At 56.7% G+C, this 19,392-nt stretch carries 17 protein-coding genes and 1 tRNA gene; 11 read left to right on the forward strand and 7 right to left on the reverse strand.

Features of this window, described 5'->3' with window-relative positions; genetic code table 11:
* Positions 1-151 precede the first annotated feature (151 nt).
* From hisI to AB1L30_RS26760, 4 genes are all read left to right on the forward strand, one after another.
* Positions 152-541: a phosphoribosyl-AMP cyclohydrolase gene (hisI, locus tag AB1L30_RS26745; RefSeq protein ID WP_345094442.1), complete on the forward strand. Its 390-nt coding sequence runs from the start codon at positions 152-154 to the stop codon at positions 539-541.
* Between the two features lie 26 nt (positions 542-567).
* On the forward strand, positions 568-1,032 hold the full coding sequence (locus AB1L30_RS26750; protein ID WP_367017626.1) for a RidA family protein: 465 nt from the start codon (positions 568-570) through the stop codon (positions 1,030-1,032).
* Positions 1,033-1,136: 104 nt separating this feature from the next.
* Positions 1,137-2,247, forward strand: a protein-coding gene (gene prfB / locus AB1L30_RS26755; protein WP_367017628.1) for a peptide chain release factor 2 whose coding sequence is annotated in 2 segments (ribosomal slippage) — positions 1,137-1,205 and positions 1,207-2,247 — 1,110 coding nt in all. Because the reading frame shifts where the segments join, the coding sequence is not laid out codon by codon here.
* A 36-nt stretch (positions 2,248-2,283) separates the two neighbouring features.
* Positions 2,284-2,877, forward strand: coding sequence for a hypothetical protein (locus AB1L30_RS26760; RefSeq protein ID WP_367017630.1), 594 nt, complete (start codon positions 2,284-2,286; stop codon positions 2,875-2,877).
* 2 nt (positions 2,878-2,879) lie between these two features.
* On the opposite strand, the gene AB1L30_RS26765 is transcribed toward AB1L30_RS26760, so the two are convergent.
* Entirely contained in the window at positions 2,880-4,535 is a 1,656-nt protein-coding gene (locus AB1L30_RS26765; RefSeq protein WP_367017632.1) for a diguanylate cyclase, read from the reverse strand.
* Positions 4,536-4,860: 325 nt separating this feature from the next.
* Between AB1L30_RS26765 and AB1L30_RS26770 the strand changes: the two genes are divergently transcribed.
* The 3 genes from AB1L30_RS26770 (at position 4,861) to AB1L30_RS26780 (ending at position 9,924) form a co-directional block, all read left to right on the forward strand.
* On the forward strand, positions 4,861-6,669 hold the full coding sequence (locus AB1L30_RS26770) for a hypothetical protein (RefSeq protein ID WP_367017634.1): 1,809 nt from the start codon (positions 4,861-4,863) through the stop codon (positions 6,667-6,669).
* Between the two features lie 29 nt (positions 6,670-6,698).
* Positions 6,699-7,832, forward strand: a complete 1,134-nt coding sequence (locus tag AB1L30_RS26775; RefSeq protein WP_367017636.1) for a polysaccharide biosynthesis/export family protein — start codon at positions 6,699-6,701, stop codon at positions 7,830-7,832.
* A 103-nt stretch (positions 7,833-7,935) separates the two neighbouring features.
* Positions 7,936-9,924, forward strand: coding sequence for a redoxin domain-containing protein (locus tag AB1L30_RS26780; RefSeq protein ID WP_367017638.1), 1,989 nt, complete (start codon positions 7,936-7,938; stop codon positions 9,922-9,924).
* Positions 9,925-9,941: 17 nt separating this feature from the next.
* On the opposite strand, the gene AB1L30_RS26785 is transcribed toward AB1L30_RS26780, so the two are convergent.
* Positions 9,942-10,382 (reverse strand): hypothetical protein, encoded by a 441-nt coding sequence (locus AB1L30_RS26785; RefSeq protein WP_367017640.1) that lies wholly within the window; start codon positions 10,380-10,382, stop codon positions 9,942-9,944.
* A 296-nt stretch (positions 10,383-10,678) separates the two neighbouring features.
* Positions 10,679-11,788, reverse strand: coding sequence for a hypothetical protein (locus AB1L30_RS26790; protein WP_367017641.1), 1,110 nt, complete (start codon positions 11,786-11,788; stop codon positions 10,679-10,681).
* A gap of 253 nt (positions 11,789-12,041) precedes the next feature.
* On the opposite strand from AB1L30_RS26790, the gene AB1L30_RS26795 reads away from it, so the two are divergent.
* Positions 12,042-12,112: transfer RNA gene (locus tag AB1L30_RS26795), tRNA-Gly, on the forward strand.
* Positions 12,113-12,181: 69 nt separating this feature from the next.
* Here AB1L30_RS26795 and AB1L30_RS26800 read toward each other — a convergent pair.
* Positions 12,182-12,559 carry a hypothetical protein gene (locus AB1L30_RS26800; RefSeq protein WP_367017643.1) on the reverse strand — a complete coding sequence of 126 codons (378 nt, stop codon included), beginning with the start codon at positions 12,557-12,559 and terminating at the stop codon, positions 12,182-12,184.
* 225 nt (positions 12,560-12,784) lie between these two features.
* Here AB1L30_RS26800 and AB1L30_RS26805 point away from each other — a divergent pair, with 225 nt between their 5' ends.
* Together AB1L30_RS26805 and AB1L30_RS26810 are read left to right on the forward strand one after the other, a co-directional pair.
* Positions 12,785-13,714 carry a sialate O-acetylesterase gene (locus tag AB1L30_RS26805; protein WP_367017645.1) on the forward strand — a complete coding sequence of 310 codons (930 nt, stop codon included), beginning with the start codon at positions 12,785-12,787 and terminating at the stop codon, positions 13,712-13,714.
* A gap of 210 nt (positions 13,715-13,924) precedes the next feature.
* Positions 13,925-15,961 (forward strand): ABC transporter ATP-binding protein, encoded by a 2,037-nt coding sequence (locus AB1L30_RS26810; RefSeq protein ID WP_367017647.1) that lies wholly within the window; start codon positions 13,925-13,927, stop codon positions 15,959-15,961.
* 45 nt (positions 15,962-16,006) lie between these two features.
* On the opposite strand, the gene AB1L30_RS26815 is transcribed toward AB1L30_RS26810, so the two are convergent.
* Complete coding sequence (locus AB1L30_RS26815) at positions 16,007-16,372, reverse strand: hypothetical protein (RefSeq protein ID WP_367017649.1); 366 nt, start codon at positions 16,370-16,372, stop codon at positions 16,007-16,009.
* Positions 16,373-16,412: 40 nt separating this feature from the next.
* Entirely contained in the window at positions 16,413-16,892 is a 480-nt protein-coding gene (locus tag AB1L30_RS26820; protein WP_367017651.1) for a DUF393 domain-containing protein, read from the reverse strand.
* Between the two features lie 277 nt (positions 16,893-17,169).
* On the opposite strand from AB1L30_RS26820, the gene AB1L30_RS26825 reads away from it, so the two are divergent.
* On the forward strand, positions 17,170-18,825 hold the full coding sequence (locus AB1L30_RS26825; protein ID WP_367017653.1) for a hypothetical protein: 1,656 nt from the start codon (positions 17,170-17,172) through the stop codon (positions 18,823-18,825).
* A 131-nt stretch (positions 18,826-18,956) separates the two neighbouring features.
* Here AB1L30_RS26825 and AB1L30_RS26830 read toward each other — a convergent pair whose 3' ends face one another.
* On the reverse strand, positions 18,957-19,160 hold the full coding sequence (locus AB1L30_RS26830; RefSeq protein ID WP_345094473.1) for a hypothetical protein: 204 nt from the start codon (positions 19,158-19,160) through the stop codon (positions 18,957-18,959).
* Positions 19,161-19,392: the final 232 nt, after the last annotated feature.

Here is a 19,392-nt window from a genome sequence, read left to right on the forward strand (position 1 = left end):
CCTCGCAAGCCACGTATGACGTTTGACCGGCCCGCCAGGTTGAGGGGGCGTCCGCAGTGCGCTCACCCGGTTGCCGATTGCGGCCCAGACGGTCACACTAAACCGAATTGGTTTCCCGATTTCCTGCCCATTTACTAGAGATTCCCCAGCGATGACGATTTCTCTCCCCCGCGAGCCGGACTTCGACAAGGCTGGTGGTTTGGTGCCGGCGATCGCCCAGGATGCTGATAACGGCGATGTCCTCATGATGGCATGGATGAATCGCGAAGCCTTCGCTGAAACGCTGGCCACCGGCAAAGCGGTCTATTTCAGCCGCAGCCGGAACAAGCTGTGGCGAAAGGGCGAAGAGAGCGGGCATCAACAAACGGTCCGTCAGATTCTGGTCGACTGCGATGCCGATACCGTGCTGCTGAAAGTCGAGCAAGTCGGAGCGGCCTGTCACGAAGGCTTCCGAACCTGCTTCTTCCGCGAGATCGATTCCAGCGAAACCAAGATTGTCGAAACACGTCTGGTCAACCCAGACGATGTCTATAAGAAGTAAGAACTAATCGAACGAGAGAGCGAGCAATGAGCTTCGACGCAAACCTGGCAGCCCTGAACGTAGAACTTCCACCGGCCCCCAAGGCCATGGGCTTGTACAAGCCAGCCGTCACCGTCGGTAACCTGGTTTACCTGTCGGGTCACGGTCCTTTGAGCACCGACGGTACGCTGCAATTGGGCAAGATCGGTCAAGACCTCGATCAGGAACAAGGCTACGCCGCAGCTCGCCAGACCGGTCTGGCCATGCTGGCTACGTTGAAGGCTCACCTCGGCAGCCTCGACAAGATCAAGCGTCTGGTAAAGACCTTTGGTCTGGTCAACTGTGTCGATGGTTTCTCGCAGCAGCCAGCCGTGATCAACGGATTCAGCGAACTGATGAAGGAAGTGTTCGGCGAAGATTGTGGCATTGCCGCCCGTAGCGCTGTCGGCGTGAACGCTCTGCCAGCCAACATGTGCGTGGAAGTCGAAGCGATCTTCGAGCTGAACGACTAAGTCGCATCGCATCTCAGGCCAGAGCGTCGCCGCGTGCCACGTTCTGGCCATTTGCTTTTCGATCTCACCCTGTCTTTGATTTGCAAGCCTCTTTCAGGTTTACCATGGAACGCGAGTTTTACGACCGTGCCGAATCGATCCGCGAGCGACTCCTACAGCTAAAGGACTCTCTTTGACTACGCTGCCAAACAGAAACAGTTGAAGAGTATCGAAGAGCGCATGGCCGCTGCCGATTTCTGGGATAACCAGGAACGCGCCCAGGAAACCGTCGGCCAAATGAAGTCGCTCCGTGCGCTGGTCGAACCGCTGGATGAATGCCTGGCGGGAATCGAAGACCTGGACGTGATGCTCGAGATGGCCGAAGAAGATGACTCGCTGGCCGCGGAAGTTCCAGGCACGCTCGAGACGCTGGAAACAACGCTCGAAGCGCTGGAACTGAAGGCATTGCTCGACGGGCCCTACGATAATTGCGGAGCGATCGTCACAATTAATGCTCGCGACGGCGGGACCGACGCCAACGATTGGGCCGAGATGTTGCTGATCATGTATGGCCGCTGGGCGGACCAGAATGAATACAACGTCGAACTGCTCGATCGAACCGATAACGAAGAAGCAGGCATCAACAACGCTACGTTCGTCGTTCGCGGTCCGATGGCTTACGGCTACCTGAAAGGGGAAACGGGCATGCATCGCCTGGTGCGTATCAGCCCGTTCAACTCGGAAGGGAAACGCCAGACCAGCTTCGCGGCGGTCGATGTTTCTCCTGAAATCCCCGATTCGGAAGAAGTCGACATCGACGAAGAAGATGTGCGAACCGACACCTTCCGGGCCAGCGGTGCCGGCGGTCAGCATGTCAACAAAACCGACAGCGCGATTCGCTTGACCCACATTCCGACTGGGATCGTGGTGCAGTGCCAGCAAGAGCGAAGTCAGCATAAGAACCGGGCCCAGGCCTGGAAGATGCTTCGTTCGCGACTGGCTCGTGTTGAAGAAGAACGTCGCGAAAACGAGCAAGCCGCCAAGTACAAGACGCAGGCGAAAGTTGGTTTCGGATCGCAGATTCGCAACTACTTCCTGCACCCCGATCAACGCGTGAAAGATGCCCGAACTGGTTTTTATATGGGCAGTTTCCACAGCGTGATGAATGGTGAGATTCAAGGGTTTCTCGATGCCTACTTGCGTTGGCGAGTCGGACAGGAAACTCCAGACAACTAAGCCTTAACGCCCCCTCCATCATCAGGAGCCAGAGACGTGTCTCAAAACCCCGCGGAAGCCAACGAGTATATTGTCGAATCGATTCGTGAAGACGGTGTCGGCTTGTTCGTACATTTCGTCAAGCAGAAGGATCGCTTCGGTCATGTCCTCGCCCTGGTTCAGGGCGAAGAGTGCACGCCGCTGTTCGCTTCCATCGAAGGGACCGACGAAGAAGATTGGCCCGATAGCCCACCTTATCAAGAGGTCCACATGGAAGAACGGGGCGATTCGAGTGTCGCTTTGTTGGTGGGCAAGGCAGGTCATAGCCACTGGTCTGCCGCGGTCGAGCCGACCAGTAAGCCCGGCGGTCTGCAGTATGCGGTTGCCTGCCGCATGCAAGATTATCCACGCTGCATGTGCAGCCGATACGGGTCGGTGATGCCGACGCCTGTCGAACCGAAGTTGGAACGAGATGGACCTTGGGTCTGGAGCGTCAACGGCGTGGAAGTTTGCGTCGAGGTGATCGCCCAGGAACAATTTCCGACGCCTGAGTTGCCGGCCTCAGCGACCGGTTTCGAGGTGAACGCATCGCTCGATCACGAACCGTTCCCAAAAACGATTCAGTGGCGTTACCAGATCTGGGTGCGTTGATCTTAGACTTCGTAAGATTCGAGGATCGAATCCAAGTGCATCGCTCCGCCACCTTCGCCGACCGATGCCAATAGTTCGTTCAACAGTTCTTGCATCTGCGAGACCGAACCAATCACCATGGCAGCATGATCCTCTTCCGAAACGTGATCGACATCGTCGCTCAGCTTGCGAGACGCGTGGGCCAACAGCCTGGCGGCCGTCTCGATGCGTTGTGGCGTGCTAACGGGTGCTACCCCGCCACCTTCAACTGGCGTGGAATTCTTCCACACCGAGTTCGCCAGCCAGCGTAAGATGCTCTGCCGGCTGATGATTCCCAGTGTCTTGCCATTCTGGCTGATAAACAGCGAACGGATCGAAACGCGATTGAGAAACTCCCAGACGACCCGCAAGGGGATGTCGGGGGGATAGCAAATCGGATTACGACGCATGACCTGATCGATCGTCGTCGTATAGGGATCGGGTTGGCTGGCAACCGCCAGCAAGTCTTTATCAGAGACGACACCGACCAGGATGCCGTCTTTGTCGACCACTGGGGCCGAGGGAATGCGATAGGTCAAGAAGAACTGACTGACATCGATCACGCTGGAATCAGGCGTCACCGAGCTGACAACCTGGGTCATCGCATCGGCAGCAATCGCTTCGCCGAAGACTGGATCAACTCGATTGGCGGAATCTGCGGCGGCCTTCTTCAGATCGTTAAAACAAACGATCTGGTTGCGTCCGCTCCCCTTGGCTTCCAGCAGACATTGATCGGCGATCTCGACCAGGTCCTCAGGATCTTCCATCTCGGCCAGTGACTCAGCGATGCCCATACTGATGGTCACATTGACGACGGCAGAGTCGAGGATGATGTCGCGTTCGGAAATACGTTTCCGCAGTTTCTCGGCCCAGATGGCGGCCTGTTCGGAAGTGGCTTCTGGCAGCAAGGCACAGAACTCTTCGCCACCATAGCGACAGATAATATCGGAGTCACGCACCGAATCGGCGAACACGCGTCCCACTTCTCGCAGCACTTGGTCACCGGCGGCATGGCCGTGAATGTCGTTGACTCGTTTGAAGTAGTCGATGTCGAACAGCACACATGCCAATGGACGTCGGTAACGTCGGGCTCGGCCCCATTCCTTCGAGACCAGTTCCTCGAAGACGCGACGCGTCGGCAGGCCGGTAAGTAAGTCGCTATTGGCGAGATGCGTGAGCCGGGTTTCGAGATCGAGGATACGTTGACCAGCCCGCATACGGGCGATCAGTTCGCCGCGATCAATCGGCTTGGCGAGGAAGTCGTCGGCCCCAGCATTGAGGGCACGGGTCAGATTGTCTCGATGGCCATGCGAAGTCGCCATCACGATATACATGTAATGCGAACAAACCACGTGGCGAACGTGACGGATCAGATCGATCCCGGAACCATCTGGCAGTTCCCAGTCGGTCACCAGGAATTTGAATTCGTTGCTGGCCTCTTCCAAAATCGAGAGGGCGTCGAGGCAATTCTCGGCAAGCACGACTTCATAGCCTTCACGGCTAAGATATTCGTGCATCAGCGTGCGCATGAGCCGATCATCGTCCACGACCAGGACGCGGCCGTGGGCTGGTTTGTGCTCAAGTTGTGGACTATGAATCGTGGTCAATGTGTCGCTCTTCGAGTCGGAGACGCCCCTCACAACGCCGGTAACTGATTACCGTCTCCCAAGATTAGAATACGTTCTTTTGCCAAGCGTGAGTTACTTACTGGTAAATCCATTTTCCAGGTTCCTCCTCTTCTTTCAGCCTCTGGCGTCGCCTCGATCTGGCTGTAACGGTTATCCGGAACGTTCATCTCCTACGGCGTGTATCAGGTATGACTTCCAGCCTGCGCAGGACTGGCTCTGGTGAGTCCGGTTTGAGTGATTGCATCGTTTTGGATTGGTCGATTCCGTCTTTAGGAATCGATGTGCCATTCCACGGATCGGAGTGCGCCACATCACGCGAGTCTTCATGGATGGAAAGATGGATCGACCTCTGCCCTCAACAACCCAGGTTGGGATTGTGCTGAGTTTGGCGATTGCAATGATCGCCGGATGTGGACGCACGCCTGAACTGGCCGATCACACGCAAACACCGGCTCCCAAGGTCGTTGCCCCGAATCGTTTCCAGGCACCGGACGATGTTCGTCCTATGACCCAGTTGGCTGCTCATCTGGTCATTAGCGAAGCTCACGCAGCTGCCAGCGCGATCGAAAACTCCGACAGCAATCCAACGCGGCTACCCCCGGTCGGGCAAGATCAGAAACCAACGTCGCTCGAGACGATCCGCTTTCCTATCAGAATCGAAAAGAAGCCCTCATCGGAAAACTTACCGCAACTGGAACCTGTTCCAACTCCGGTAAAAGCCCCCGAAGCAGGATTCGATTCCTTCTTCGCGGAACCGCCACTCCCCTCGGCCGCACCCAAGCGACCTGCTTCGATTCCCGTTCAACCCAATCCAGCACCTCAACCGCAGCCAGCAATCACTCCGGCTGTCGAGGCATCTACTCCGCTGGTGTTGAACGGCCCGGAGCTGGAAATGCCTCCGCAGCCAACGCCAGCGGCCAGCCAGCCTCGGATGTCGGCGGAAGAGTTCCTTGCCAACTTGCCGCCGCAAGAGCCGCTGCCGGAACCAACCAGCCAAATGCGTGAGATCCCGAACAACACGGTTCTGCCAAACTACGTCGGTCCTGCTTCGCCGCAGAAATCGGTCCTGGAGTCGCCTGCTCCGCGGCAACCTGGTCCGCGAGCTGATTACGTCAGCCTGGCTCCGCAGCAGGTGGAACTCGCTCCGGCCAATCCAGCGATGCAAGAGATTGTGAATCTCCCCGGTCCACCGATGGATATCCGTTCGCAAATGCAGAACATGCTTCCGATCGGTCCCCAGATGGTGCCATCTCCCCAGCAGCCGACACCATCCATCGATCATGCGATGCTGGCAGTGCGTGGGCGTATGGATTCGCTGGTCAATCATGGTTTGATCCTGGCTCAGCGCGGTGCCTATTTCTCGGCTCGTGCCGAGTTCATTCAGGTGCTGCGTCTCGCTACGCAAACGCTCGATACGGCCGAGAAGTCGCATCGTCATAGCGATGCCCTGGCCGAAGCGATCGTCGCCCTGGAAGAAGCAGGCGATTTCATTCCTTCGGGTGCCCGGCTGGAAGCGAACGTCGACCTGTCGATGGTGGTGAGTTCGCACCGCACGCCGGTGCTCAAGAACCGAGACCTACAGTTTGAAACCGCGTTGACCGCGGCTCAACTCTACTTCAACTATGCCCAAGACAAGTTGTCGATCGCTTGCGGTGGCGTGCCGGAAACCGCTCGGGCCTTGGTCGGACTGGGTCGCATTCAAGAGTACCTTTACAAGACGACCGGCGATAACCGGACGTTGATTGGGCCTCGCTCGATGGCCTTGTTCCAAACCGCTTTGGCCATCGATGGATCGAACTTCGAGGCGGCGAACGAACTAGGGGTCATGCTGGCTCGCTATGGTCAACTGGAAGATGCCAAGCAGGTCTTGCTGCAAGGTGTGAAGTCTTCACCACGAGCCGAGATCTGGCAAAACCTGGCGTCGGTTCACCAGTCGCTGGGGGAAGCAGAGATGGCACAACGTGCTTCGACGGAAGCCCAGCTTGCTCGCCAGTTCTCGGAAACCAACGCCGGTCTTGATGCGGTCCGCTGGGTTTCGCCAGAAGAGATGGCCCAGCATGGCAAGGGAGACACCGGCCTCAAGCAGGCACCGAGCGGCGAAGCCATCGATCCGATTGCACGACGACAACGCACCACCCCCCGCTAGTCACGATTCACGGTCAAGGATTCGACCCAATGCGTACTTGGATATTCACCCTGAGTGGTCTGCTGATCTTCGCGTTCAGCATGTCGGCCCATGCCCAGAACATTTCGGCTTATCACCAGCCACCTGGCACGAGTGATATCTTGGTAGGTGTGGACTCGGCCGATCCGACTTGCGAAGGTGAACTTCACTGGAATGCTCGGCGACCGATTCCATGGCAGGTCTTCGCCCAAGGGGAATACGTCGGCCCCGCGCGAACATCTCACGTGCCAGAGTATCGCCTGCGTGTCGATGATGAACTCGACTTCATCTTCCGATTGACTCGCCAGGAAACGACCAGCCCCTATCGCTTGAATGTCGGCGACGAGATCAACATCGAATCGCTTACCGATCCGAACCTCAACCGCAACCTGGTAGTGCAGCCCGACGGCACGATCACCGTCTTGCTGCTGGGTCAAATCCATGCGGCCCGTCGTACGGTCGACGAACTGCGTCAGGCGTTGGACGAGAAGTACAAGAAGTACTACAAGGTGCCTGCTATCACGGTCACACCACTGAAGGTGAACACCAAGCTGGAAGACCTGCGAGCCTCGGTCGACAGTCGTGCCGGTGAAGGTGGTCAGCAGCGTCGTAGCCGTGTGACGCCCGAAGGGACGATTCAGCTTCCCGCCATCGGGAACATCCCCGCCCAAGGGATGACCCTGGACGAACTGAAACGCGAAATCGACGAACGCTATGCTCAGCAGATCGAAGGCATCGAAGTGACGCCCGTGCTGATTCAGCGAGCGGCTCGGTATGTTTACGTCCTGGGCGAAGTCCCGAACCCAGGCCGCTACGAACTGACCGGACCGACGACGGCGATCCAAAGCGTGGCAATGGCTGGCGGCTGGAACGTGGGAGCTAACCTGCGAGAGGTGGTCGTCTTCCGCCGTGCCGAAGACTGGCGTCTGGTGGCGACGAAGCTCGACCTGAAGGGGGCCCTCTATGGCAAACGCCCTGCCCCTTCGGATGAAATCTGGATTCGCGATTCCGATATCATCATCGTCCCCAAGAGCCCGATCTTGTGGGCGGATGAATTCATCAACCTGGTTTTCACCCGCGGTATTTATGGGGTCGTTCCGTTCCAAGGGGTGAATATCAGCGTGAACCGCCTGACGACCTTCTAAACGGCTGAAAATTTTAGCTTGGCGAAACCAAAAGCCCTTCGCTACAGTTAGCGAAGTAGGAAATTCTTTTCGCCAAGCCCCGATTTTCATAAGGGTTCCTGCCGTGAACCGCGCCGTTGCTGCCCTTCTTCTTGTCTGCTTTTCCGCCGGATCGCTGCTAGCCCGCGAATCGAAAGTCGAGCCGCAGCCGATCGGGAAGCAGGTCGAGGGCTTCGAGCTGAAAGACTTCCGTGGCAAGACCGTCAAACTGTCGGACTTCCAAGAGAGTCCGGTTGTCGTGCTGGCGTTCATCGGCTGCGAATGCCCGGTTGCCAAGCGGTATACGCTGACGCTGCAACAACTTGCCAACGATTTCCAAGACCAGAAGGTCGCGATTATTGCGGTCGATGCCAACCAGCACGACTCGCTAACCGAAATGGCCGCGTTCGCCAAAACGCACTCTCTGGAGATTCCGTTCCTGAAAGATTTGGCCAATCGGCTGGCCGACGAAGTAGGTGCCCGTCGAACGCCTGAGGTAGTCTTGCTCGATCAGGCTCGCACGATTCGCTATCGCGGCCGGATTGACGATCACTTCCTGGTGGGCAACGTCCGTGACGCCGCGACCCGCGACGACCTGAAGATCGCCATCAACGAAGTGCTCGCCGGTAAGACAGTCACCGTTGCTGAAACCGATCCGGTCGGTTGCCACATTGGTCGCTTGCTGGAAGCGGACGAGAAGGCCGAGGTAACCTACTCGAATCAGATCGCACGCATCTTCCAGAATCGCTGCGTCGAGTGCCACCGCGAAGGGCAGATCGCTCCGTTCGCCCTGACCGACTACGAGGAAGTGGTCGGCTGGGCCGAGATGATTGCCGAAGTGGTCGAAGACCAGCGGATGCCTCCCTGGCATGCCGACCCGAAGTATGGCCACTTCGCCAACGACCGTCACTTGTCGGCTGAAGAGAAAGACACGATCCTGAAATGGGTTGAAGCAGGAGCTCCGGAAGGAGACAGCCAGCAGATGCCCCAGCCACGAACCTTTGTCGAAGGCTGGACGCTGCCGACCAAGCCAGACGTGGTGTTGAACGTCACGAGCACCCCTTACCCAGTTCCAGCGGAAGGGGAAGTGGAATACAAGTACGCGGTGGTCGATCCTGGCTTCGACAAAGACATGTGGGTCAAAGCGGCCGAAATCAAGCCAGGCAACCTGCAGGTGGTCCACCACATTCTTTGCTTCGCGGTCTCGCCCGGGGCGCTCAAGAAAGGGATGCTTCCTTTGGAAGGGGGTGCCGGCGGATTTTTGTTTGGCTACGTGCCTGGCATGCTGGCCAAGAGCTATCCGGAAGGTGCCGCCAAAAAGATCCCGGCAGGGGCTCGTCTCGTCTTTCAGATTCACTACACGCCAATCGGCTCGCCTCAGGAAGACCTCAGCCAGCTTGGCCTGATCTTCGCCGAAGAGGAAGAGGTGAAGTACGAAGTTCGCACGACCAGCGCCGCCAATCGTTGGTTTAAGATCCCCGCCAATGAAGGCAACTACCCGGTTTTCGCATCCACCGACGAAGTGAGCAACGACGACACGCGGCTGCTCAGCTTCATGCCGCATATGCACCTGCGTGGCAAGTCGTTTCGCTACATCCTGGCGACCGAAGATGGTCAAGAGGAAACGCTGATCGACATTCCTCATTACGACTTCAATTGGCAGACCGCTTACGAACTGGCCGAACCTCGGTCGTTACCGAAGGGCTCGCAGATTCATGCGATCGCCCACTTCGACAACTCGACCGAGAATCTATTCAACCCGGATCCCGAAAAGGATGTCCGCTGGGGTGATCAGACCAAGGACGAAATGATGATCGGCTACTTCGACGTGATCGTACCGGCCGATGGCGATATTTCGGTTCCTAAGACGCAACGCCCCAAGATCGATGTCGCCTTGATTCAATCGCGTGCCAACGACATCTTAAAACGCTTCGATCGCGACAACGACGGCATTATCAAGCGCGCGGAAGTTCCCTTGCGTGGCCAGTTGCTTTTCAACCGCATCGATAAGAACAGCGACGGCGAAGTCACCAAGGACGAACTTCTGGAGTTCGGCCGAAATATGGAGCGATAACTTCGCGGTCCATTCGTCTACGAAGGACCGTTCTGCGCGAGGACATGCAGGAAGCGGCCGCCGTTGTCGTACCAACCATGCCGCGTGAAACGAGTCCACAGCAAGTCGGTCACGACCGATGCCCGGGCACCATCTTCCGATTCCAGTGTCAGGATCACGCGGCGATATGGCAGCGGATCGCGGTGGAAAAAGTCGATTCCGCGCTCGGTGATGTTCTTCCCCACGACCACCGTCGATAAATCGTTCAGGGCCTGACCGGAAGCATCGATTGGAGTCAGGTAGATCAAATGCGGGTACGGATACCGGAAGTCGCGGCGACGCTCGTTGCTGATCTTCTTCGGTAAGATTCGGCTGATCAGCTGACCTACCGTCGCACGCACCTTGGCTTCACTTGCATCAGAGCAAGTTGGAACCTTGGTGAAAGCGAACTCGGATGCGGACGGGGCGCAACTGGTCATAAGCCTGTGAACCTGGAGTTAATCGCGTAAGAAAAGTGAATCAGACGAGCGGATATCGCAGGTCGAACTGTCAAACGGATGAACGTCGGTGGGGCTAGACCGAGTTGGTACCTTCAGCGCGTAAGTTCCTCGAAATGTTTGCCCCGGAACTATTCAAAAAAATACGTCATGATTCGTTGATGGCAAATCCTCGTCCCTTGAAAAGGGCCTAGGGCGACCCCACATCGCGGTAAGCCGCGATTCGAGCAGCTTTTGGGGCAAAAAAGCTGCGGGAAGTCGTAAAGGGATCGGCTCAACTAGCTGGGGAGAAGTTGTCGATACTGGCGTCGCAACTGGGCGATTGCCAGGGGATCGCTCTCGAGGGCGGTCATCGCCATTCGCAAAATGTTCTTGGCCTGAAGCCATTCGCCCTGGGCCGTTGCGTCTTGGATCCATTGTTCGTAGATCGAACGGGTTGTGTAGCGGCTCGGCTCTGTGCCAGGGTACTGCTCAAGCAGTCGCAAGGCTTCTTCGAAACGACCAGTGCGACACCACTGCTCGATGACGGCATCGACAATCTTCTGTCGGTTCTCAGCCAGTTGCTCATCGTGCGTCGACTGCGATTCCATTTGCTCCAGGACCTTCAAGGCCTGGTCACAGTCGCGTTGGCTGACACATGCCACCGCCCAGTTATTCAAGATGGCGGTATGGTTTCGCCGAGCCGCGGCATCGTTGGGATCGAGACGCAAGGCGAACTCGAGCAATTGCATGGCCTGGGCATAGTCTCCGCCGGCAGCCGCGATGCTCGCTTTGTTGTAGGGAATCTTGGCGGCAAGACCGCGTGCCGAGAGCGTTCGAGCCTCATTTCCTGCGAGTATTGCCGGGGAAGAGTCGCGGTCGTGCGGTTCCAGCAGGAACCAGGTCGGACAGGTCGTTTCGATGTCGAGCTCGGGTCGACTCAGTAGTCGACACCAGACGTGGCCACGAGTTTGCATCGCCACGGTGGGCAAGCCAGCTTGCTCGGTCAAAATCTGAAACAAGATGGTCGCCGAGACGCAGTTATAGTCACCTTCGATCAAGGCTCCGCTCAGCGTGTTTTGATTTTCGTCGTACTTCCCATTCAGCAAACGATCGTGCATCGCTTGAAAGACCCATTCGCCGCGCTGCTGCAGAGTGTACTGGCCCCAACGCTCCGGAAGATTGTCTTCCATCCATTTCAAATGGTTAAGCAGTCGCTGCTGAGCTTCCGCCTGGCGATTGCCATCGAGGTCGGACTCGGCTGCCCAAGCATAATCAAGAAGGGTTGCCGCACTCGCTCGAATGATGGTGACGTCACGCGAAGGCATTGCCACGCTGATCGTCGTCGCCAAATAAAACAGAATCAACGTCCATAAGACGTGGTCAGATTCCTTCCAAAATCGAGCCATTCCATCACCGACCGGGATTGGGTTATCGGGAGAGTTTTACAAGTGTGCGCGCCGGTGATCTGCACGATGGAAAGCCGTCGAAGTTTTTCTGGTGCTTACCTCTTGCCCAACTGACAGATGCGGAAAAACCGCTAGAACCGGATTGTTGGACTACACAAATCGAGCAATCCGTGACCAGCCACCGGCTGATTAAATTCGCCAAGGCACATCCTTGCCCAGCGTCGGGGTGGCGTTATATTAGGTGAAGTCGCTCGCGGGTGTAGCTCAATGGTAGAGCCCTTGCTTCCCAAGCAAGTTACGAGGGTTCGATTCCCTTCACCCGCTCTTCATCAAAAAAGCCCACGCTTTCATGGCGTGGGCTTTTTTCGTTCCAAGCTTGATCGATTGGACTGGCTATTTCACTTCCAGCATGTAGTCGAAGGTCGTTGGCTTGTCGCCGGTTGGCCACTTCACCGTGACACTGACTTTGACTTTTCCCTTTTCCGAAGGCAGGACCACCACGCGTTTGTGAGCCGGTCCGAGCAGGGCCGGGCCACCGTTGACCTGCTTCAGATCGTACAACTTAGCCGTGGCAGGACCTTCGACGGCGATCTCGAATTGCGAGCCAGCAATTCCCTTTGGAGCGATCACAACGACATCTTCCGTGGTCAGCTCGACCACTTTCTTCGCGTCCAAAGCGCCTTCGATTTCCAAAATGGTCGCGGCTTCCGCAGTGGCGACGGTCCAACCTACCAGCAGCGTCAAACTGAACAGGGCAATCCAACGTTTCATCACCATCTCTCCTCGATTTGCGAATAACAGCCTGGCTTCCTCGAATCGGGAGCGGCTGATCATGTCACTTGAATCGACACCTTTCACCCGAAAGGCATCGCTACAAAACGTTACTACAGAAAACGAATGACGACGGTGTTTTGTTTCGAAGGTCGATTCGGGGTAAGCTGAAAGCATCCTTTCTGGTCCCCTTCCCTCCTCCCCTTCTTCACCATGCGAGCCACCATGTCCTATCGATTTACTGCAGTTATTGGCCTGATCTTCGCCCTGACAGCGGTTGTTTCCCCTTCGACCGCCACCGCAGCCGAACCGGTCGACGTTTATATTCTGTCGGGACAATCGAACATGGCAGGTAGTGGTGCGAAAGCGCAACTGCCGGAAAGCTGGCAAAAGTCGCTCCCTTCGGTGCAGTATTGGGATGGGAAGCAGTTCGTCGAGTTCGCTCCCAATTCGTTGAACTTGAATGGTGGCGGCCGCTTTGGACCGGAAGTCGGTTTCGCAGGCACGTTTGCTTCCCTGCTACCCAACCAGAAGATCTACATCGTGAAGTTCGCCTTGAGTGGGCAACCACTACACGCCGGGTTCAACGGAGCGAAGTGGACCGGCGAAGAGCCCGGCCCCAACCGGGGAACCTTCTACCCTGGGATCTCGCCTGACGATCCGAACATGGGCAATCACTACAAGCGACTCCGCGACCAGTTCACCAAGGCTTTCGAGGCCTTGAAGGCGGATGGCAAGGAACCGCAATTGAAAGGCGTAGCCTGGATGCAAGGCGAAGCGGACGCCAAGCAAGAGGTGTCGGCCACCAAGTACGATCAATCGATCGCGCTGTTGAAGGCTCGGATTGAAGAAGATTGCCAGAGCCAGCCAGTCCCGTTCGTCATGGGGGAAGTCCTGCCCAACGTACCTTGGATGGAACGTTTCACCCATCGCAATGAAATTCGAGCCCAGCAGGCAGCCGTCGATATGCGAAGCGGTTCAGACCTGGCGATTCGTGGTGTGTGGACCGTGCCGACTGACGGAATGCCGCTGCTAGCAGACACTGTCCATTACGACACCACCGGGCAATTGATGCTGGGGACTTCGTTCGCATTGGGCATGATGGAGGCGGCAAATCAGATGAAAATGCTTTCCGCCAACGACGATCCTGAATAAATCGTCTGCTAGCAGGCCCCCCGCTGAAATGCGTTCGCCGGCACGACTGATATTGCTGGCAAACCCAAATCGCGGTAGCTTTCTCCGGTTCCTTTTCGCCGAGCTGGCATTGGGCAATGGATGTGCCTCTGCTGCGGCGACTTTCAAGAAGCCTGGCGTTCGAATATCTCGGGCGTTTTAGGTTCCTACCGAAGATTGCACGACCCTAGCATGAAGTATCTCCTGTTCGCGATTCGCCACTGTGTTTCCAAATACCGTTGGTCAATCATTGGCTCGATGATTTGCTCCCTGTTGGTTGGGGTGCTGTGGGGAGCCAATATCGGTGCGGTCTATCCTTTCGCCGAAATTATTTTCGACGGACAGAGTCTGCATGAATGGGCCGATCGCGAAACGGTCAACTGCAACACGCAAATCGCCCGTCTGAACACCGAAATTCAAGATCTCCAGGCAGAGCTTCCGCAAGAGAACGACGCCCAAGAAGCCGCGGAGATGAAAACGCGCATTCGCCAGGCCGAAAGCGAGATCTCTGGCTGGCAAGGCAAGTTGAATAACGTCGAGAAATCGAAGCCTTACATCGAGTCGTATGCGCCCGAAAGTCCGTTCAATACGTTGCTGCTGTTAGTTGGTTTCCTGCTGGTTGGCACCATGCTGAAAGGTTTGTTCCTTTCGCTCAGCATGATGCTGGTGGCTCGGGCCACGCAGTTGACGGCGCTCGATTTGAAGCACGAACTGTTCGAGAAACTCCTCGATATCCGGCTCGGCAAAGCGAACATCTCGGCCGGCGACTCGACGACCCGTATGCAGGGCGACGTCGGCTCGATTGGTGCGGCCCTGGAAATTTTGTTCGGCAAGTCGGTTCGTGAACCTATCAAGATGTTTGCCTGCCTCGCAGGTGCGGCCTACATCAACTGGCGTCTGCTGATTCTGTCGCTGATCATCGCTCCGATCGCCGCCTTTGTGCTGTATCGCCTCGCTCGGACCATCAAAGAACTGAACGTCCGCTCGATCTTGATCAACGGCATGATCACCGGCTTCTTCCTCCAGATCATGGAAGGCTATCACGTCGTCAAAGCGTATGGCACCGAAGAATACGAGAAGGAACGCTTCGAAGCGAAGTCGCGTCAGGCCTATTGGGAACGGGTCAAAATCCAGTTCTTCAACTCGATGGTCCGCGTCAACAACGAAGTCCTCGGCCTCGGCATGGTCTGCTTGTCGATGATTGCCGGCGGTTACCTGGTGCTGAATCAAGAGACGCACATCTTTGGCATTCCTCTGGCTGATAAGCCGATGGAACTGGGCTCGATCCTGGCGTTTTACGCCTTCCTGATTGGTTGTACCGATCCCCTGCGAAAGCTGGGAGACGTGTTCGGTTCGATCCAGGCAGGTATTGCCAGTGCCGAGTTGGTTTACCCAATGCTGCAAGCCGATCCACCGATCCTCGATCCTAAAGACCCCGTTGCCATCGACAGCGTTGGTCGTGAAATCAAGTTCGAGAACCTCGAGTTCTGCTACATCGACAACACGCCGGTGCTGAAGAAATTGAACCTGACCATTCGCCAAGGGGAAACGGTGGCGATTGTCGGGCCCAATGGATGCGGCAAAAGCACGCTAATCAACCTGATGATGCGGTTCTACGATCCTGACCAAGGATCGGTCCAAGTCGGCGGGGTCGATATCCGCAACTTCACCCAGCATGACCTCCGTAGCCAAATCGCTTTGGTGACGCAGTCGACCGTCCTGTTCAACGAATCGATCCTCGAGAACATTCGTTACGGCCGCATGGATGCCACCGACGAAGAAGTGTACGAAGCCTCGAAGCTGGCCTACGTCGATCAGTTCATTCAGACGCACATGTCGCATGGCTACGACACGCTGTGTGGCGACAGCGGTAAGAATCTTTCTGGCGGTCAGCGTCAGCGAGTTTCGATCGCCCGAGCCCTGCTCCGCGATCCTGACATCATCATCATGGATGAAGCGACCAGCCAGATCGACATGGAAAGCGAACGCTTGATCCACGAGAGCCTGAAGAACTGCATCGCTGGGCGTACTGCGATCTTGATCACGCACCGAGCAAGCACACTGCAACTGGCCGACCGCATTGTCGTCATGAACCATGGCGAGATCGAAGCAACCGGCACGCATGAAGAACTGATCGAAACCAGCAAAACCTACTGCCGACTGTACGTCGAAGACGAATCGGAAGGCCAGTCGGAAGAAGCCGCCAGCGAGAAACGCTCGGCCGCCTAAGGCGTGGCCCAACCACCACGCAGCAACCACAGAAAAGGGCGTCGCTTAGACGCCCTTCTTCTTTTCTTGCATTCGCCGAACGGCTCGTTGTTTCTTGAGGCTGGTCAGAATGTTCGAGATCGGCGAGATCGACTGACCATATTTGAAGTCGAGCTTCTTGATCTCTTCGTGTGCTGCTTCGCGGGCAGACTTCTCCGTCAGAAAGCCGGTCATGTAGGCTTGCAGCAGAGGCTCGCCACCGTCGATCTTCACGCTGAAGACCACCCGATTCGAGATCGGACTGGCGGCTCGCTGGGCGATCTCGACCTGGTAGTCGAGGAAGGTTTCTACCTTGGGCGTCTGCATCCCCACGCGGCGAATCGACTTGGGTTTGCCGGTGCTATGCGACGAATGCTTGCGAAGATCGAACATGGCCAGGAACTCCTTTCCTAGAAACAACGATCAGACAAAGCTACTTGGAATTCTGTTGGTCTGGTTTCCGCCCGAAGTGAATCTGACACGCATCGCCGCAGTCTTCACCGGTATGCTTCCCGAAGCGATACCGAGCCGCGGCAACCTTCCGATACATCCACTTCCAAACCGGAAGTGAGCCCGGGATGTGCATCAGCGGCATCACCGGCCACAACAAAACCAACCGCCGCGTCAGGTACCGAAATGCTTCGGCCCCGCTATGCTGGCGACCTCGAATATCCGCCACCCACATCTCTTCCATCATTTGATCGAAGGTCAGATTGGGGGCCACATCAGCAACTCGGGCATCGTGTAGCGACAAAAACGACAACCGCTTTTGCACGTCGAGCCGGTACAGAATCTTCACCCCGCCGGTACAGATTCGACAGTGACCGTCGTAGATCACCACGTCCGTATCGGGTCGAGCGGCCGGGTCAGGCAGCCCCTTCGAGGTCTTTCGAGATTCCGTTTGCGTTACCATCTTCTCTGTCCTTGAGCCTCGTCTTGCGCGAAAAAGCAAGAATCGCTCTACCGCTTGGTATCGTCATTTTGGCAGGCGAGGCTCGTCTCATACCATCTTACCCGCAATTTCCCGAGCATTACCACTGCAACTTGGGGGCCTGTAAGTTCGGTTTTCCCTGGAAAATCAGTGGAAAATTCCGGCCCCTATCCGGTAAACTTACAAGTGCACCGATCTTGCCTGCGAATAGCCTGGGAAGATCGTAACTCTACGTCGAAAACTACAAGGACGACGTTCCATGGATACTCTTCACAAACATATCCGCAAAGCCCAGTGGCGAATGACTTTACAGCAATTCGTTGCCCGGCTGATCATTAGCCTTTCGGTGACCATGTCGCTGGCGGCCATCGCGGTTCTGCTGCCCAAATTCTGGCCGCTGGGACTCGATCGAACGGTATGGATGTGGAGCTGGATCGGCGGAGCAGGCGCCCTTGGTCTGATCCTGGCGAGCGTCTGGACCTATTTAACGCGGACATCCGCACTCGCTGCCGCCATCGAGGTGGACATTCGTTACGGCCTGAAAGAGCGTGTCTCGAGCTCGCTGTCGCTGGATGACGAAACCCGCCAGACCCCACTGGGGCAAGCCCTGATGTCCGATGCCGTTCGCCAGGTCGAACGGATCGACGTGAACGAGCGCTTCCCGATCCGTAGCGGCTGGAACGGCCTGGCACCGATCTTCATCGTGGCTGGTGCCGTGCTGATTGCGTTGTTCGTGCCAGACGCCGTGATCGATCCGAACACCGCCAACGCCAATCCAACGCGACTCGATCCAGAACAAACCAAGGTGGTCAAAAAGACCGCCGACCAGCTTCGCAAGGAACTGCAAGAGCGTAAAGAAAAGGCCGAGGAAAAGGGCCTGGAAGAAGCGAAAGAGCTGTTCAAGAAGCTGGAAGAAGGCACCAAGGGGATCGCCAAGAAGGACAAAGTCGACCAGAAGGAAACCTTGCTGGAACTGAACGACCTGGCCAAAGAACTGAAGAAGCGTCGCGACGAACTGGCTTCGAGCGCCGAATTCAAGAAGAAGCTCGAGATGCTCAAAGACCTGCTCAAGGGTGGGCTGGCCGAGGAACTGGCGAAGGCGATGCAGAAGGGCGACCTGGGCAAAGCCTTGGAAGCGATGAAGAACCTGCAGAACAAGCTGAACAACGGCGATCTCTCGAAGGAAGAACGAGAAGAACTGGCCAAGCAGCTCGGCGAGATGGGCAAGAAGATGCAGGAAATGGCGAAGGCTCATCAGCAAGCCAAGCAGGCCCTCAAGGATCAAATCGATCAGGCTCGCCAGGCCGGCAATCAGGCCGAAGCGGAACGCCTACAGCAGCAACTCGACCAGATGAACATGCAGGATGGCCAGATGCAGCAAATGCAGCAGATGGGTGACAATCTGGCGAAGGCCTCGGACGCCCTGCAGAACGGTCAGCAGCAGCAGGCCGCTGATCAGATGAACCAGATGGCCCAGCAGATGCAAGACCTGCAAGCCCAGCTCGACGAGCTGGAGATGCTGGATGGTGCCATGGACCAGATGGAAGCAGCTCGCAACCAGATGTGCAAAGCCTGCCAGCCTGGCCAGAACGGGATGATGGGGCAAAACGGCATGATGGGCCAGCGTCCCGGTAACGGCATGGGTCGTGGTCAGGGACAAGGCGATCGTCCAGAAGAGGAAAACGAAACGGGTGCCTACGACTCGCAAGTTCGTGCCGATCCGAAGAACGGCAAGGGTGTGATCGTCGATTACGTCGACGGAAAGAACCGCGCCGGACAGACCTTGATCGACATCAAGGCCGCAATGGAATCGGAATCGTCGCTCGGCAGCGATGCGTTGACCGAAACCCGCCTGTCGAGGGATCACCAGCAGAACGCTCAGGAATACTTCGACATGGTTCGCGAAGGCCGTTAATAGCCCGTCTTCGCTATGAAACAGAAGAAGCCCTGAAAGGGAAACCGGTAACTCCGGCGTCTCTTTCAGGGCTTTCTTTTTTATCTACCCCACGATCGCATCCTGATGGCAGGACCGACCCGTTCGGCTGACTAGCCGTTCATCCGCTTGGGAATCGTGAAGCTGTAGAGAATGACAATCGCTCCGCTCGACATCATGCTCCAAGGAGCCCAGTCTGGAGGCGTGAACGAACGAGGGCCACCTTCCGCGGCCATCATGGCCGAATCGACGACCAGACACTCAGCCCCGACAATGATCAGCGTGATTCCGACTGCCAAAAATAGCGACCGCCACATGGCAAATTTCCTTATTTTCCTCCGTGCGTTCCTGATCGACCTGAGACAGCTCAAGCCGCGGAGATCAACACCGTTCATCAGCGCATTTTCGAACGGCTTGTTGCGGTATTTATCGGCTAGCACCCGGGTAGCCGCTAGCGTGATTTTTGGCTGGGTACTCTAACCGATACAACCGTCGAACGATGCCTGATTCGTTCAACTAGTTCGCGTCCCATTCCGCCCCGCGAGCGCG

This window comes from Bremerella sp. JC817 (genome assembly GCF_040718835.1).
Taxonomy (GTDB): Bacteria; Planctomycetota; Planctomycetia; order Pirellulales; family Pirellulaceae; genus Bremerella.

Excerpts from the sequence above, each read along its gene's own strand:
- AB1L30_RS26805 (WP_367017645.1), top strand. The coding sequence starts at position 12,785 with ATGTCCTATCGATTTACTGCAGTTATTGGCCTGATCTTCGCCCTGACA.
- AB1L30_RS26775 (WP_367017636.1), top strand. The coding sequence starts at position 6,699 with ATGCGTACTTGGATATTCACCCTGAGTGGTCTGCTGATCTTCGCGTTC.
- AB1L30_RS26800 (WP_367017643.1), bottom strand. The coding sequence starts at position 12,559 with ATGAAACGTTGGATTGCCCTGTTCAGTTTGACGCTGCTGGTAGGTTGG.
- AB1L30_RS26810 (WP_367017647.1), top strand. The coding sequence starts at position 13,925 with ATGAAGTATCTCCTGTTCGCGATTCGCCACTGTGTTTCCAAATACCGT.
- AB1L30_RS26825 (WP_367017653.1), top strand. The coding sequence starts at position 17,170 with ATGGATACTCTTCACAAACATATCCGCAAAGCCCAGTGGCGAATGACT.
- AB1L30_RS26750 (WP_367017626.1), top strand. The coding sequence starts at position 568 with ATGAGCTTCGACGCAAACCTGGCAGCCCTGAACGTAGAACTTCCACCG.
- AB1L30_RS26830 (WP_345094473.1), bottom strand. The coding sequence starts at position 19,160 with ATGTGGCGGTCGCTATTTTTGGCAGTCGGAATCACGCTGATCATTGTC.
- AB1L30_RS26790 (WP_367017641.1), bottom strand. The coding sequence starts at position 11,788 with ATGGCTCGATTTTGGAAGGAATCTGACCACGTCTTATGGACGTTGATT.
- AB1L30_RS26815 (WP_367017649.1), bottom strand. The coding sequence starts at position 16,372 with ATGTTCGATCTTCGCAAGCATTCGTCGCATAGCACCGGCAAACCCAAG.
- AB1L30_RS26785 (WP_367017640.1), bottom strand. The coding sequence starts at position 10,382 with ATGACCAGTTGCGCCCCGTCCGCATCCGAGTTCGCTTTCACCAAGGTT.
- AB1L30_RS26770 (WP_367017634.1), top strand. The coding sequence starts at position 4,861 with ATGGATCGACCTCTGCCCTCAACAACCCAGGTTGGGATTGTGCTGAGT.
- AB1L30_RS26820 (WP_367017651.1), bottom strand. The coding sequence starts at position 16,892 with ATGGTAACGCAAACGGAATCTCGAAAGACCTCGAAGGGGCTGCCTGAC.
- hisI (WP_345094442.1), top strand. The coding sequence starts at position 152 with ATGACGATTTCTCTCCCCCGCGAGCCGGACTTCGACAAGGCTGGTGGT.